Origin of the sequence: Citrobacter sp. Ce104, assembly GCF_030334595.1 — a bacterium.
Lineage (GTDB): Bacteria > Pseudomonadota > Gammaproteobacteria > Enterobacterales > Enterobacteriaceae > Citrobacter > Citrobacter europaeus.
Genome location: NZ_JAOWDP010000069.1, coordinates 286,989 through 301,169 on the forward strand (window position 1 = coordinate 286,989; position 14,181 = coordinate 301,169).

The 14,181-nt window shown below is 50.7% G+C and carries 15 protein-coding genes; 7 read left to right on the forward strand and 8 right to left on the reverse strand.

Translation table 11 applies throughout. The features are described 5' to 3' along the window. Window positions 1-20: 20 nt before the first annotated feature. Window positions 21-1,361, reverse strand: a complete 1,341-nt coding sequence (locus OGW16_RS24170) for an L-cystine transporter (protein WP_181231397.1) — start codon at window positions 1,359-1,361, stop codon at window positions 21-23. Between the two features lie 246 nt (window positions 1,362-1,607). Further along, window positions 1,608-2,351: a two-component system response regulator RstA gene (gene rstA / locus OGW16_RS24175; protein WP_043016399.1), complete on the reverse strand. Its 744-nt coding sequence runs from the start codon at window positions 2,349-2,351 to the stop codon at window positions 1,608-1,610. A gap of 117 nt (window positions 2,352-2,468) precedes the next feature. On the opposite strand from rstA, the gene OGW16_RS24180 reads away from it, so the two are divergent. After that, window positions 2,469-2,804: a GlpM family protein gene (locus OGW16_RS24180; protein WP_043016398.1), complete on the forward strand. Its 336-nt coding sequence runs from the start codon at window positions 2,469-2,471 to the stop codon at window positions 2,802-2,804. Here OGW16_RS24180 and folM read toward each other — a convergent pair. The 3 genes from folM to ydgH form a co-directional block, all read right to left on the reverse strand. Further along, a complete protein-coding gene (gene folM / locus OGW16_RS24185; RefSeq protein WP_043016397.1) occupies window positions 2,801-3,523 on the reverse strand; it encodes a dihydromonapterin reductase in 723 nt (240 codons plus the stop codon). The genes OGW16_RS24180 and folM overlap by 4 nt on opposite strands. 36 nt (window positions 3,524-3,559) lie before the next feature. Continuing rightward, window positions 3,560-4,942: an amino acid permease gene (locus OGW16_RS24190; RefSeq protein WP_043016396.1), complete on the reverse strand. Its 1,383-nt coding sequence runs from the start codon at window positions 4,940-4,942 to the stop codon at window positions 3,560-3,562. Window positions 4,943-5,186: 244 nt separating this feature from the next. Continuing rightward, the gene (gene ydgH / locus OGW16_RS24195) at window positions 5,187-6,131 is read right to left on the reverse strand and encodes a DUF1471 family protein YdgH (RefSeq protein WP_043016395.1); all 945 of its coding nucleotides are present in this window, start codon (window positions 6,129-6,131) and stop codon (window positions 5,187-5,189) included. A 525-nt stretch (window positions 6,132-6,656) separates the two neighbouring features. On the opposite strand from ydgH, the gene pntA reads away from it, so the two are divergent. The 3 genes from pntA to OGW16_RS24210 all read left to right on the forward strand — a co-directional run bounded on the left by pntA (window position 6,657) and on the right by OGW16_RS24210 (window position 10,942). Continuing rightward, entirely contained in the window at window positions 6,657-8,186 is a 1,530-nt protein-coding gene (pntA, locus tag OGW16_RS24200) for a Re/Si-specific NAD(P)(+) transhydrogenase subunit alpha (RefSeq protein ID WP_047411381.1), read from the forward strand. A gap of 10 nt (window positions 8,187-8,196) precedes the next feature. Beyond that, a complete protein-coding gene (gene pntB, locus OGW16_RS24205) occupies window positions 8,197-9,585 on the forward strand; it encodes a Re/Si-specific NAD(P)(+) transhydrogenase subunit beta (protein ID WP_043016393.1) in 1,389 nt (462 codons plus the stop codon). A gap of 160 nt (window positions 9,586-9,745) precedes the next feature. After that, window positions 9,746-10,942: a multidrug effflux MFS transporter gene (locus OGW16_RS24210; protein WP_047411378.1), complete on the forward strand. Its 1,197-nt coding sequence runs from the start codon at window positions 9,746-9,748 to the stop codon at window positions 10,940-10,942. A gap of 30 nt (window positions 10,943-10,972) precedes the next feature. Here the strand turns inward: OGW16_RS24210 and OGW16_RS24215 are convergent, their stop codons facing one another. Further along, window positions 10,973-12,007 carry an AI-2E family transporter gene (locus OGW16_RS24215; protein WP_286519134.1) on the reverse strand — a complete coding sequence of 345 codons (1,035 nt, stop codon included), beginning with the start codon at window positions 12,005-12,007 and terminating at the stop codon, window positions 10,973-10,975. A gap of 138 nt (window positions 12,008-12,145) precedes the next feature. On the opposite strand from OGW16_RS24215, the gene OGW16_RS26495 reads away from it, so the two are divergent. The 3 genes from OGW16_RS26495 (at window position 12,146) to mdtI (ending at window position 13,106) form a co-directional block, all read left to right on the forward strand. Beyond that, on the forward strand, window positions 12,146-12,316 hold the full coding sequence (locus OGW16_RS26495; RefSeq protein ID WP_087050578.1) for a protein YdgV: 171 nt from the start codon (window positions 12,146-12,148) through the stop codon (window positions 12,314-12,316). A gap of 108 nt (window positions 12,317-12,424) precedes the next feature. Further along, window positions 12,425-12,790 carry a multidrug/spermidine efflux SMR transporter subunit MdtJ gene (gene mdtJ / locus OGW16_RS24220; RefSeq protein WP_167373452.1) on the forward strand — a complete coding sequence of 122 codons (366 nt, stop codon included), beginning with the start codon at window positions 12,425-12,427 and terminating at the stop codon, window positions 12,788-12,790. Next, on the forward strand, window positions 12,777-13,106 hold the full coding sequence (mdtI, locus tag OGW16_RS24225) for a multidrug/spermidine efflux SMR transporter subunit MdtI (protein WP_043016389.1): 330 nt from the start codon (window positions 12,777-12,779) through the stop codon (window positions 13,104-13,106). The genes mdtJ and mdtI overlap by 14 nt, the downstream gene beginning before the upstream one ends. A gap of 34 nt (window positions 13,107-13,140) precedes the next feature. Here mdtI and OGW16_RS24230 read toward each other — a convergent pair whose 3' ends face one another. Both OGW16_RS24230 and ydgU read right to left on the reverse strand, forming a co-directional pair. Further along, window positions 13,141-13,962 (reverse strand): trypsin-like serine peptidase, encoded by an 822-nt coding sequence (locus tag OGW16_RS24230; RefSeq protein WP_043016388.1) that lies wholly within the window; start codon window positions 13,960-13,962, stop codon window positions 13,141-13,143. Between the two features lie 100 nt (window positions 13,963-14,062). Next, window positions 14,063-14,146, reverse strand: coding sequence for a small membrane protein YdgU (gene ydgU / locus OGW16_RS26500; RefSeq protein WP_100194403.1), 84 nt, complete (start codon window positions 14,144-14,146; stop codon window positions 14,063-14,065). Window positions 14,147-14,181: the final 35 nt, after the last annotated feature.

Here is a 14,181-nt window from a genome sequence, read left to right on the forward strand (position 1 = left end):
GTTTCTTACTAGAGGACAGGCTAATTCGCATTCACGCGTTGTGGTTCTTCAGTACTCTTTTTCAGGATCCTGTTAGCCAACACGCCCGACATCATCGAACCGTTCACGTTTAATGCCGTTCTGGCCATATCAACGACAGGCTCAATGGCAATGAAAATTCCGACCAGTGCAACCGGGAAGTTCAGCGTTGAAAGGACGATCAGCGCAGCAAATGTTCCGCCGCCGCCTACGCCCGCAACCCCGATAGAGCCGAGCGCAATTGCAGGCAGCATGGCGAGCAAAAAATGCACCGATAATGGATCAATTCCAATTGTTGGCGCAATCATCGCTACCATAATGGCCGGATAGATCCCGGCGCAGCCGTTTTGACCCATGCTGGAGCCAAATGAGGCCGCGATATTGGCAATGGTGTTTTGCACGCCAAACTTTTCCTGTGCGGAAATAGCCAGTGGAATAGATGCCGCACTACTGCGGGAAACAAATGCAAAGGTTAATACTGGCCAGACAGTTTTAAAATAGTGAACGGGATTATTGCCACTCAGCACCAGGATTAGCGCGTGGACGATAAACATCATCAGAATCGCAATGTAACAAGCGCCAATAAAGCCTAACAGACTGGCAAATTGTTCGAAACGATACGCAGAAAATACGCCTGCCATTAATGCCATCACGCCATAAGGGGTGAGGGCAATAACGATGCGCACCATCTTCATCACCCAGATCTGGATGGCATTAATGCCTGCGCTTAACTTTTCACCTTCTTGCGGAGCATCTTGTTTGACTTTTAATAATGCCACGCCGGCAAGTAGGGTGAAGATAACAATGCCAATGACGGAAACGCTTCTGGCTCCAGTGAGATCGAGGAAGATATTCGTAGGGATTAGAGATGTAACCAGTTTAGGCAGTGAAATGGCAGCCGTTTTGCTCACATCGTCAGCCGTCAGCGTAGACTGCATATGAACAAATGCGCTGGCGTCCAGACCTAATACATGTGCAGTCAGCAACCCAACAAACCCGGCAATCATCACCAGACAGAGCATGCACCCGACGATGGTTAACGACATTTTCCCAATGCCAGCGCTATTTTCGAGTTTGTTAATAGCTGAGAGTATAGAAATGAAAATCAGCGGAACCGCGACCAGCTTCAGTAAATTTACATAGCCGTTGCCGATAATATTATACCAATCGATAACCGTTTTACTGTCGTCAGCAGCAATAAGATGCAGGGATAAGCCGATAACAGCACCCAAAAATATAGCGATGAAGACACTTTTTGACAGGGAGTGACTTTTTTGGTTGATTCTGAAAATTGCCCATGAACAAACCAAAAAGAATGCGATATACGCAAGCGTAACGAACATATTGTAGCCTCTTGCCTCATTCAGCACCTGAAATGCCGGAAAGAGTTTTGTTATTGCGAAATATACCTATGAACCATAAGGGTTCAGGACCGCCAAGGATTATAGGGAGGGGGGAGACCAACAGCCACACAAAAAATGTGGAACGTATCCGGATGGCGTTTGTATGCCTGTTCTGTAGACAATTTTACGTGACAGTGTAACGTATTGTGAGTAATCCAGCCGATCAATGAGATCGGCCCAGTGGCATTACTTCTGCGGCTCGTCGTCCCAGGCGTGGGGTGCAAAGAGATAACCTTTGTTGCGCACTGTTTTAATTCGATAAGGTTCAGTCGCGTTATCGAGCAGCTTTTTGCGTAACCGGGAAATCGCGACATCGACGCTGCGGTCCATGCCGTCATAACTTACGCCACGCAGGTTCTTCAGCAACGCATCGCGGTCCATAATCTGCCCTGCATGGGTTGCCAGCTCCCACAGTAATTCAAAATCAGCGGTGGAAAGAGAGACTTGCTCGCCGCCGAGTAGAACGGAGCGGTTGGTGGGGTCGATAGTGAGTGTGCCAAAGCGCAGCGTTGTGTGTGGAGTGATCGTTGCCGCCTGAATGCCTTTAGACTGGGTTGAATGTTCACTCTGGCGCAGATGCAGGCGCAGACGAGCCAGCAGCACTGCGGGTGGCGTTGTCTTCAGGATATAGTCACAGGCACCCATTTCCAGCGCCAGAATATGGTTCATGTCGCTGTCCAGCGAGGTGAGCAGGACAATCGGGCCCTGCCAGCGTCCACGTAAATCGCGGCAGATAGTCATCCCGTCTTTGCCCGGCAGCATGATATCCAATAACACCAGGTCGGGTTGAACTTGCAGGATTTTCTCCTCGGCCAGATCACCACGAGGTTCAAGGATAACCTCAATATCATGCCGGGCAAGGTAGGCCGCAATCAGTGATCCAACTTCGGGATCATCTTCAACAAATACGATGGTGTTCATATCATTCATTTTGAATATAAAACGCCAACATACACCGCCCTGGTTTTTCCTTCCATTAATCTTTTCTAAACAAGAACGCTTCCGTTATGCTAGAGGCTGATGTTATTGATGTGTTAAGGCAGGGTGATGGGACTCGTTATAAAAGCGGCGCTCGGTGCGCTGGTGGTGGTGTTGATTGGTTTGCTGGCGAAAACAAAGAACTACTATATTGCCGGATTAATTCCGTTGTTCCCAACCTTTGCGTTGATTGCCCATTATATCGTGGCCAGTGAACGTGGGATCGAGGCGTTACGTACAACCATTGTCTTCAGCATGTGGTCGATTATTCCTTATTTTGTCTACCTCGTTTCGCTGTGGTATTTCACCGGATTTATGCGCTTACCCGTTGCGCTCGGCAGTTCAGTAGTATGCTGGGGCCTGAGCGCGTGGTTGCTGATTTTTTGTTGGATTAAACTGCACTAACGTAGATGACGCCCACCATCCAAGGCAAAACTACGTCCGGTGACAAAACAGCTGGTTAACAGATAGTCAATTAGGTCAATGACCTCTTTTTCACCCGGTGCTGTTTTCATCAGTGATTTGTTCAATGCCTGCTGACGATATTCTGCATCGTCACCCTCGTTAAACAGGATTAACGAGGGGGCAATCGCGTTGACTTTCACTTCCGGCGCCAGTTTGCGGGCGAACGAGCGGGTCATATTGTCCAGCGCCGCTTTGCTGGCAGCATAAGCAATGTGCTTATCGCTGCCTCGCTCCACCACGTAATCTGTAAAATGGATAATATCGCTGGCAGCGTGTCCGTGACCGCGCAACAATCCTTCCAGTGCGTGGTTGAGCAGGTAGGGGGTATTGACGTGAATCTGCATCATGGCTGACAGCACTTCGGTCAGCGGAGTACCGGGCTTTTCTGCAAGCCAGGCACTGGCATTATGCACAATGCCGCGCAGGCCATCTGTATGTGTTTTGACTTCATCAGCAAAAGCCAGCACGCCTTCATCGCTGGAAAAATCAGCCTGGATACACAGCGCACCGGCATCTCGCAGGCCGTCAATGGCCGGATAATGCGTGCGGTAGCTGACGATAACCGGCTGTTTTTGATTTATAAAATGCCATGCGACGGCGAGGCCGATACGTCGACCTCCTCCGGTGATAAGAATTGGCAAAGGGTTTTTTTTACCCATCGTAATCTCCATGTGTCGCGAACGATGGGGACAATGTTACCCCATCAACATCCAGGTCGCCGGAACAGCAGCAACAAGCAGCAGGCCGATCAGCGCCATCTCCTGACGTTTTAATACATTTTCATGCGCGTGCGTTTTACGGGCATAAAGGAAAACCAGCAGTCCTGGCGCATACAGCACCACGGACAGCAGCAGGTGCATCGGACCTGAGGCATACAATAACCATATGCCATAAATACTCGCTCCGATACCAACAGCCTTATGAATTGGACGGGTGGCAATTTTCAGTAGAAAGGCGCCGACCAGCAAATAGGGCACCAGAATCATCTCTGAGGCGATGGTCAATAACGTATTGTAGTCCGAACCTGTGAGCCAGATCAGCACCAGGCAGATCTGAACGCAGATGTTGGTCAGCCACAGAGATGCTGACGGCGCGCCTTGCGCGTTCTGGCGCGCAAAAATGCGTGGAAACGCTTTGTGCGTCGAGGCGAGGAACGGTACTTCCGCCGCCATAATGGTCCAGCTTAAATAGGCACCGCACACTGAGACAATCAGGCCTGCAGCAATAATAATTTCACCCCATGGCCCCATCATTTCCACCATCAGGCCTGCCATTGACGGGTTGCGGATCTCCGCCAGTTCGGGACGCGCGACAACGCCCAAAGACAGCAGGGTAACCAGCAGGTAGACGCCCAGCGCGGCGAGTACCGCCAGCAGGGTAGCGCGTCCAACATCGCGTTTATTTCTGGCACGGGCAGAAACCACCACCGCGCCCTCCACACCGATGAAAACCCACAGGGTGATGAGCATGGTATTTTTAACCTGCTCCCAGACGGGAACGCCCAATGCAACGCCAGTAAAATCGAGGGTAAAGGTGTCGAGCTTAAACAGCATGAACGCCAGGACGATAAACAGGCCAAGCGGCAATAATTTTGCCAGCGTCGCGGCCAGGTTAATACTGGCAGCCGTTTGCACACCACGCAGTACCAGAAAATGGACTACCCACAACAGCACCGATGCGCCAACAATCGACTGCCAGGTATTACCGTCGCCAAACAGACGTAACTCTGGTGTATCGGTGAAGAAGCTGAACGCAGAGAAAACGATCACCAGATACGAAACGTTAGCGATAACAGCACACAGCCAGTACCCCCATGCGGAGCAGAAGCCAATCAGCTCACCGAAACCTTCACGTGCATAGGTAAAGATGCCGCCATCGAGTTCAGGACGGATACGCGTCAGGATCAGCATGGCAAAGGCGAGCAAAAGGATACCTGCACCGGTAATCGCCCAACCAATCAGTAATGCAGCCGGGCTCGCTACCGCCGCCATATTTTGTGGCAGGCTGAAAACGCCAGCGCCGAGCATTGAGCTTAAAACCAGCGCGGTGAGTGCGCTCAGACCCAATTTCTTTTCCATTTGTATCCAGTGACAAAAACGAGAGTGAGAGAATAATTATTTTGGCAAACCGCATAAAAATGGTGAAAGCCACTAAGGCGCGGGATTTTACGGAGAGAAGAGAACGCATGCAATGGGGATAGAGAGATTTGTGACTAATAGTGTGAAAAGTTGTCTTAATACTGCTGTTTTTGTTTTACCGGAAGACTGGGGGGCGGGAAATTATCAGGCCTACAGGGTTGTAGACCTGATAAGGCATTGGGTATTACTTATACAGGTCAGCGCTGATGGTCATGTTATTACCACGTTCAGACCACTGGCGGGTGATGTGATAGTACTTAGCGCCTTTCTTCGCTGCGCGTTTAGCTACCTGGTAAGAGATTTCGGTCATGTTGCCATAGTTACCGGTGAACTTGATGCTGTCGAATGGCACCATCATCGCGGCAGTTGCTTTGTTCAGTTCTTCAACTTTGGTTCCATCCGGAAGCGTGACAGTGTAACGTCCGCCTTTGGTGGATTGCGTTTCGAAGAAACGACCAACTTCAGCGCTCGGAGACGCGGTAGTCGCAACACCTGGGATCTCAACTTTCTTCGCGGCTTCGCCACCTGCAGCTAATGCGGCACGACCGGCATCGGAATCTGCTGGGATCGCATCAGGGCTTTGTACTACGCGTTTTTTCGCATCAGCTTTATAGATGAATGCAGTAATACGCTGGTTGCCACCCTGGTTAGCATCGACCTGGCGCACGATATAGAAGGAGTAGGCGCCTTTCTCTTTCGCTGCTTTGGTGATGGCATCGTTCACTTCAGGCTGGCTGCGGTAGAAACCCTGCACCGTAACGGTATCGAATGGTTCTAACAGAACGGCCTGATCTTTCGGTAATTCCATAACGCCGTTAATGACACGGTTTTTGGATGCTTCCGCTTTTTCAGCGTCGGCTTTATAGATGTCGGCTACAACGCGCCAGTTACCGCCGCTGCCAAAATCTGAGGTATCAACAACATAAAAGGAGGCTGCACCGTCTTTATCTGCACGGCGTGATACGGCGGTCACCGCATCACCGATAGCATTAAAACGACCGGTAACCACAATGCGGTCATAGGGTTTCAGTGCAGCCGCTTGCTCCGGCGTCAATTCTGTCGCTGCATTTACAGAAAAAGCAGTCGCAGAAATAAGTGCGGACGCCAGGAGAGTGTTCTTAAGCTTCATAAAAATAATCCTTCGCCTTGCGCAAACCAGGTACTGGTATTGTTATTGACTAGAAACGTCGCTGATTATTGCATTTAAATTGTGTCAGTGTCTGCGTCAATTTTCACTCATCGTGCCACCTGACGTAACAACATCGATAACATTTTGTGATATGTCGAAAATTTCGGCGTTTGGCGAGCAAAACTGATAAAGCGGTTGAATTTCATAAGTTAATTTAATGTTAATTAATTGTTTTTGGCAGGCACGTAATCATGTTTTGCCGCTTCGCTTGAGCGAATTATCGGCCTTTGTGGGCTATTTTTAGGGCATTTTATCTGCCTGCCGTTCGATTCATCTCTATTTTGCGAGTTTCATAATAAATACTGTTTTTTGGCGCTAGATCACAAGCGTCATTTTCAGTAGGTTATACAGAGTTTGTTACTGTTTTATTTTATTGAGGTAACACTGACCTCTTTCGAGAGTGCGCGCATGCCTCGTGCGAACATTGATAAACCATCATCATAAATACAGATGGAAGGGAACATTATGCGAATTGGCATACCAAGAGAACGGTTAACCAATGAAACCCGCGTAGCAGCCACGCCGAAAACGGTTGAGCAGCTGCTTAAGTTGGGTTTCAGCGTCGCGGTTGAAAGCGGCGCAGGTCAACTGGCGAGTTTTGACGATAAGGCGTTTGTTCAGGCAGGCGCAGAAATTGTTGACGGAAATACCGTCTGGCAGTCAGAGATTATCCTGAAGGTCAACGCACCGGAAGAGACGGAAATTCCGTTACTCAATCCGGGCACGACGCTGGTGAGTTTTCTTTGGCCCGCGCAAAACCCTGAGCTGTTGCAAAAGCTTGCTGAGCGCAACGTGACGGTGATGGCGATGGACTCCGTGCCGCGTATTTCGCGCGCGCAGTCGCTGGATGCCTTAAGCTCGATGGCGAATATCGCCGGGTATCGCGCTATTGTTGAAGCTGCACATGAATTTGGTCGTTTCTTTACCGGCCAGATTACCGCCGCGGGCAAGGTTCCACCGGCCAAGGTGATGGTAATCGGTGCAGGTGTTGCAGGTCTGGCGGCTATTGGTGCGGCAAACAGCCTGGGCGCTATCGTTCGTGCTTTTGACACCCGTCCGGAAGTGAAAGAACAAGTTCAGAGTATGGGCGCTGAGTTCCTTGAACTGGACTTCAAAGAAGAGGCGGGCAGCGGCGACGGTTACGCTAAGGTAATGTCCGAAGCGTTCATCAAAGCCGAAATGGAACTCTTCGCCGCACAGGCGAAAGATGTCGACATTATCGTTACCACCGCGCTGATCCCGGGCAAACCTGCTCCGAAACTGATCACCCGTGAAATGGTTGATTCGATGAAGGCTGGCAGCGTGATTGTCGATCTCGCCGCGCAAAACGGCGGTAACTGCGAATACACGGTCCCTAACCAGGTAACCACCACCGAAAACGGGGTGAAGGTTATTGGTTATACCGATCTGCCAGGCCGTCTGCCGACGCAATCTTCCCAACTGTACGGCACGAACCTCGTCAACCTGCTCAAACTGTTGTGCAAAGAGAAGGACGGCAATATCACCGTCGATTTTGACGACGTGGTAGTACGTGGTGTCACGGTGGTACGCGAGGGTGAAATCACCTGGCCTGCGCCGCCTATCCAGGTATCTGCTCAGCCGCAGGCTGCGCCGAAAGCCGCGCCAGCGCCGAAAGAAGAGAAAAAGCCAGTCTCACCGTGGCGCAAATATGCGGTGATGGCGCTGGTGGTCATTTTGTTTGGCTGGCTCGCCGACGTTGCGCCGAAAGAGTTTCTTGGCCACTTTACGGTGTTCGCGCTTTCCTGCGTGGTGGGTTACTACGTGGTCTGGAATGTGTCGCACGCGCTGCATACTCCGTTGATGTCCGTGACCAACGCCATCTCCGGGATCATCGTTGTCGGGGCGTTATTGCAAATTGGCCAGGGTGGCTGGGTGAGTTTCCTGAGCTTTATCGCGGTGCTTATTGCCAGCATTAATATTTTCGGTGGCTTCACCGTGACTCAGCGCATGCTGAAAATGTTCCGGAAAAACTAAGGGGTAACATATGTCTGGAGGATTAGTTACAGCTGCATACATTGTTGCCGCGATCCTGTTTATTTTCAGCCTGGCGGGGCTTTCGAAACACGAAACCTCTCAGCAGGGTAACAACTACGGTATCGCCGGGATGGCGATTGCGCTGATTGCAACGATTTTTGGCCCGGATACCGGCAACGTTGCGTGGATCCTGGTGGCGATGATCATCGGCGGCGCGATTGGTATTCGTCTGGCGAAGAAAGTTGAGATGACCGAGATGCCGGAGCTGGTGGCAATTCTGCACAGCTTCGTCGGTCTGGCTGCAGTTCTGGTGGGTTTCAACAGCTACCTGTATCACGACACGGGCCTGGAACCGATTCTGGTGAACATTCACCTGACGGAAGTGTTCCTGGGTATCTTCATCGGTGCGGTGACCTTTACCGGTTCCGTGGTGGCGTTTGGCAAATTGCGCGGCAAGATCTCCTCTAAACCGCTGATGTTGCCGAATCGTCATAAAATGAACCTGGCGGCGCTGGTTGTTTCTTTCCTGTTGCTGGTGGTGTTTGTTCGTACCGAAAGCGTGGGCCTGCAGGTCCTGGCGCTGCTGGTGATGACCATTATTGCTCTGGCTTTTGGCTGGCATCTGGTGGCGTCTATCGGCGGTGCGGATATGCCAGTCGTCGTTTCAATGCTCAACTCCTATTCAGGATGGGCGGCAGCGGCGGCGGGCTTTATGCTGAGCAACGATCTGCTGATCGTTACCGGTGCGCTGGTCGGTTCTTCTGGTGCGATCCTGTCTTACATCATGTGTAAGGCGATGAACCGTTCATTTTTCAGCGTTATTGCAGGTGGCTTTGGTTCTGACGGTTCTTCTACCGGGTCTGATGAAGAAGTCGGTGAACATCGTGAGATTACTGCGGAAGACACGGCAGAAATGCTGAAGAACTCGCACTCCGTGATAATCACCCCGGGCTATGGCATGGCAGTGGCACAGGCGCAGTACCCGGTAGCGGAAATTACCGAGAAACTGCGCGCGCGCGGCATCAAAGTGCGCTTCGGTATTCACCCGGTAGCAGGGCGCTTGCCAGGTCATATGAACGTATTGTTGGCGGAAGCCAAAGTACCTTATGACATCGTGCTGGAAATGGATGAGATCAACGATGATTTCGCCGATACCGATACAGTGCTGGTTATTGGCGCCAACGATACGGTAAACCCGGCGGCGCAGGACGATCCACACAGCCCAATCGCCGGAATGCCGGTGCTGGAAGTATGGAAAGCGCAGAACGTTATTGTGTTCAAACGTTCGATGAACACCGGCTATGCTGGTGTGCAGAACCCGCTGTTCTTTAAAGAAAACACCCATATGCTGTTTGGCGACGCCAAAGCCAGCGTGGATGCAATCCTGAAAGCGCTGTAATCGTTAGCGAAAACTAAGACGGCCTCTGCGGAGGCCGTTTTTATTAATATGCCGTTATTGATGATTGCAGTTCATAAACCCATGCGGTTTTAGCTGTCTAATCACCATAATACGTCGTGTATATACTGCTGCCTGACTTTTTAGAACATGACAGGACGCTATGCGTACACGTGAACATGCTTCGCCGGTAGTTTCCGCAAGCCAGACCGGGCTTACTTTTATTCTGATCCTCAGCGGCCTGATGGCCTTTACCTCGCTTTCCACCGACATTTATCTTCCGGCAATGCCGACCATGGCCGAGGATTTACAGGGCAATGTGGAACTGACCGTCACCGGTTTTTTGATAGGTTTTGCCATTGCACAGTTGATTTGGGGGCCGATAAGCGATCATCTGGGAAGGCGTAAACCGCTGTTTATTGGCATGGTGTTTTTTATCATCGGCTCTGCAGGATGCGCGATGTCTACGAGTATCACGCAAATTGTATTCTGGCGGGTTTTTCAGGCCCTTGGTGCCTGTACCGGACCTATGCTGGCGCGGGCGATGATCCGCGATCTGTTTGCGCGCACTCGCGCGGCGCAAATGCTTTCAACTCTGGTGCTGGTAATGGCGATTGCGCCAATAGCGGGACCGTTGATTGGCGGACAAATAATTCGCCTGAGTACCTGGCACTCTGTTTTTTGGCTCCTGGTGGTGATCGGCGCGCTGATGTTTATCTCTTTGAACTGGTTGCCGGAAACATTACCGGAAGAGAAGCGGGTGAAAGCCTCTTTGGCTGGCGCATTTCGTCATTACCGGTCGTTATTAGCTAATGGCCATTTTATGCGCTACACCCTGAGTCTGACGTGTTATTACGTTGCAGCGTACGCGTTTATTACTGGTTCGCCGTTTGTTTATATTAGCTATTACCATGTTGATCCACAGCATTACGGCTGGCTGTTTGCGCTCAATATTGTCGGGGTCATGGCCATGAGCGTGGTAAACCGTCGTCTGGTGCAACGCCACGCTCTGGAACAACTACTAAAGTATGCGACGATGTTGGCGGCGCTGGCCGCAGTGGCGCTTGCGCTGCTGGTTAAACTGGAGTCAGGTGGCGTTGTTGCCATTATCGTCACCGTTTTTTTGTTTTTCTCGATGAATGGCATCATCGCTGCGACTTCAACCGCTGCCGCGCTGGATGCGGTACCGAACATCGCCGGTTCAGCCTCGGCGCTGATTGGCGCGTTACAATACGGTAGTGGCATTATCTCGTCGTTGCTGCTGACCGCCTTCAGCGACGGAACGCCATGGACAATGGCATGGATAATTGCGTTATTTACCTTGTTAAGCGCCATACTGGCGCTGCGCGCAAAACGATAAACAGATGCCCCGCGATGTCGGGGCAATCGTTCATTCTTTGTTGAGATCGCTGAGCAACACGGCAATGCTTTGACCGCCGTTGGTTTGCTCGAGAGCGATTTTCACGATGATGGTCAGCGGTACAGAAAGCAGCATCCCGACTGGCCCCAACAACCAGCCCCAGAAGATCAACGACAGAAACACCACCAGTGTAGATAACCCAAGCCCACGCCCCATGATCCGCGGTTCGAGGATATTTCCAAACACCAAATTAATGACCAGATAACCCGCCAATACGACCAGGGCATCGTAAAGGCCGCTAAATACCAGCACCTGAGCAATAGGCGGAATGGCTGCCAGCACCGAACCGATATTAGGAATATAGTTGAGAGCAAAGGCCAGCAATCCCCAGACAAAGGCGAAACGCACGTCGAGTGCTGAGAGCATGCCCCAGGCTACCAGCCCGGTCACAATGCTGATCGCCGTTTTTAGCACCAGATAGTGGGATACGCTGTCGATAGCGCGTTGAATCGCCGCCATTCCCTCAATGGGACGACTCATCATTTGCTTGAGCTTGTTGGGTAGCTGCGGAACTTCCAGCAGCATAAACACCACCGTCAGCAGCAGCAAAAATATTGACGACATGGCATTAGACAGCTGCGTCAGTAAATTGGTCACCAGCGTCATTGCCGCGTTCGGATCGATATATTTGACGAGTTCGTCCACGGAAACGCCGATCCCTGCGCGCTGTAGCCACGGTTCGAGATTTTTAAGCGGGATAACGAGGGAAGAACGATACTGTGGCAGCGTACGCGCAAGCTCATTTAAGGATGTACCTAAATACGCAAACAGCAGCACCATTAGCATCACAATAATAACGATGAGCAATGACACCGCGAATACGCGCGGTATGCGAAGTTTGACCATCCGCTGCACCACGGGGTTTAGCACAACGGCAATAAATAACGCCAAAATAAAGGGGACGATGATATCTGCGGCAAAGCGGATGCCGCTCAGGATGATAACCAGCATACCCAGCATAATGACTATTTTTAGGCCGTTAAGCGTGATGATCGGTTTCGCCATAGGTATTCCTGCGTTTTTCATTTTTGAATCTGAATAATAGTGTGATTTGCGTCGAGCCGTTATAACAAAAATCAAACGGGGCAGGTAAAGAAGTGAAAAGACTTTGAGTTCGTCTTGCAGCTATGATACAAATCATCTGTGTTTAACTACCGAGGACAATTATCATCCGCGATGATGAGAAGCAACACTGCGGATAATTGTAATATTATGGACAATATGTTCAGGATGTTTTTGCGTTTACCTACACTTCTTCGTACCTCCTCCACTTTCTTGCTTGCGGGTGAGCAACACTGGCGCAACGCGCTTTAGTCCCTTCTTCTGCCTGAGCTGGCGCTGTGCGCTGAGCTAACTAATTTTATTTTTTTGGTTTACTGCATGCAGTAGGCCCAAAGGACTATATTCTCAAGCAGGAGAAGCATCATGTTTTACTGGATATTATTAGGTCTGGCCATCGCGGCTGAAATTACTGGTACGCTGTCAATGAAATGGGCAAGCGTCGGCCATGGTAATTCGGGCTTTATTTTAATGCTGGTAATGATCGCCTTATCGTATATTTTTCTCAGTTTTGCCGTTAAAAAAATTGCCCTTGGTGTGGCCTATGCCTTGTGGGAAGGTATCGGTATTTTATTTATTACGCTATTTAGTGTGCTGTTATTTGATGAAACCTTGTCCACAATGAAGGTGGCAGGTCTGGTCTCACTGGTGTTAGGTATTGTACTGATTAAATCAGGTACACGAAAACCGACAAAAGCGGGTAGAGAGGTGACCCATGCAGCAGTTTGAGTGGGTTCACGGCGCATGGCTTGGTATGGCCATCGTGCTGGAAATTGTCGCTAACGTCTTTCTGAAGTTTTCTGATGGATTTCGCCGCAAGATTTATGGCGTATTGTCGCTGGCTGCCGTGCTCGCGGCCTTTAGCGCGTTGTCGCAGGCGGTAAAAGGTATCGACCTTTCAGTAGCCTACGCCCTGTGGGGCGGATTCGGGATTGCCGCGACGTTAGCGGCAGGCTGGGTGTTGTTTGGTCAACGCCTGAATAATAAAGGCTGGATCGGCGTGGCCCTGTTGCTTGCCGGGATGATAATGATAAAACTTGCCTGATATCCGTGCTGCCCGTTAATGCGGGCAGCATGTGTTATTCCTTCGCCAACGCTTCCAATTTATCGCGAAAACCGGTTACGGATATAGCGCGATTATCGGCCCGCCAGCGATCTTTCGCCGCCGGAGCAGAGCTTTGTACTCCAATCAACTGCCAGCCTGAATCAGTCTTCAACATCAATGGTGAACCGCTGTCGCCCGGGAGCGTGTCGCACTGGTGTGACAAAACGGTATTTTGCGCCCAGCCGGTCACTACGCAATCCTGATGCGTGTATAAGTCGTCAAGATGATCTTCCGGATAGCCCGACTGCGTAACTTTACGATCTGCGGTTTTCAGCGCTGCGGTTAATGCTGCTTTATCACCTTCAAATAATGGCAGCGGTGTGATCCCAGAAGGTGGATAACGCAGCACCACCAGGCCAAAATCCCACGGGGCCGCGGAAGGCGGTACTATCCAGCCATCACCATCGGCTTTTAAACGTTTTCCGAGCGAAGGATCAACCCGGCCTTCGATTCCATGAATTTCATAGCGCCAGACTCCCTTTTTCGACACGAAGCGTAACACCACGGCTTTATCCGGCTTGCCTTTCGGCGGGGTGAGTAAGCAGTGTCCGGCCGTCAGTGCCAGACGTGGTGAAATGAGCGTGGCGGTACACAAGTTACCACTGGCGGTTTCCAGCTGCCCGATAGCGTCCCACGGAGATTGCGTTGGGTCGGTCACCTTGGTGCGATCGTCATGACCAAAAAATAACGTTTTTATGTTTTCTGCTTCAGCGCTGGCTGTTGCTGGCTGGTCCGCATGCGCAACGACAGGAAGTAAACAAATTGAACCCAGTAACACAGCAATGGTTTTATGCATATCACACTCTGGTGGGGAATTATGATTTTTAACAGCAAACCCTCAGTTAATACTATAGACGGGACGGCGGGAAAGTGGGAGTAAAATCAGATAACTACACTCAGGAAAGATAAAAATGCATGGCAATGAAGGCGCAAATTATTAAGGTAATAAGAATGAACTCAAAGCGGTAATGTGACACCATTTTACCCTCCGAAAGGCGGCGCTAAATCAGATCGA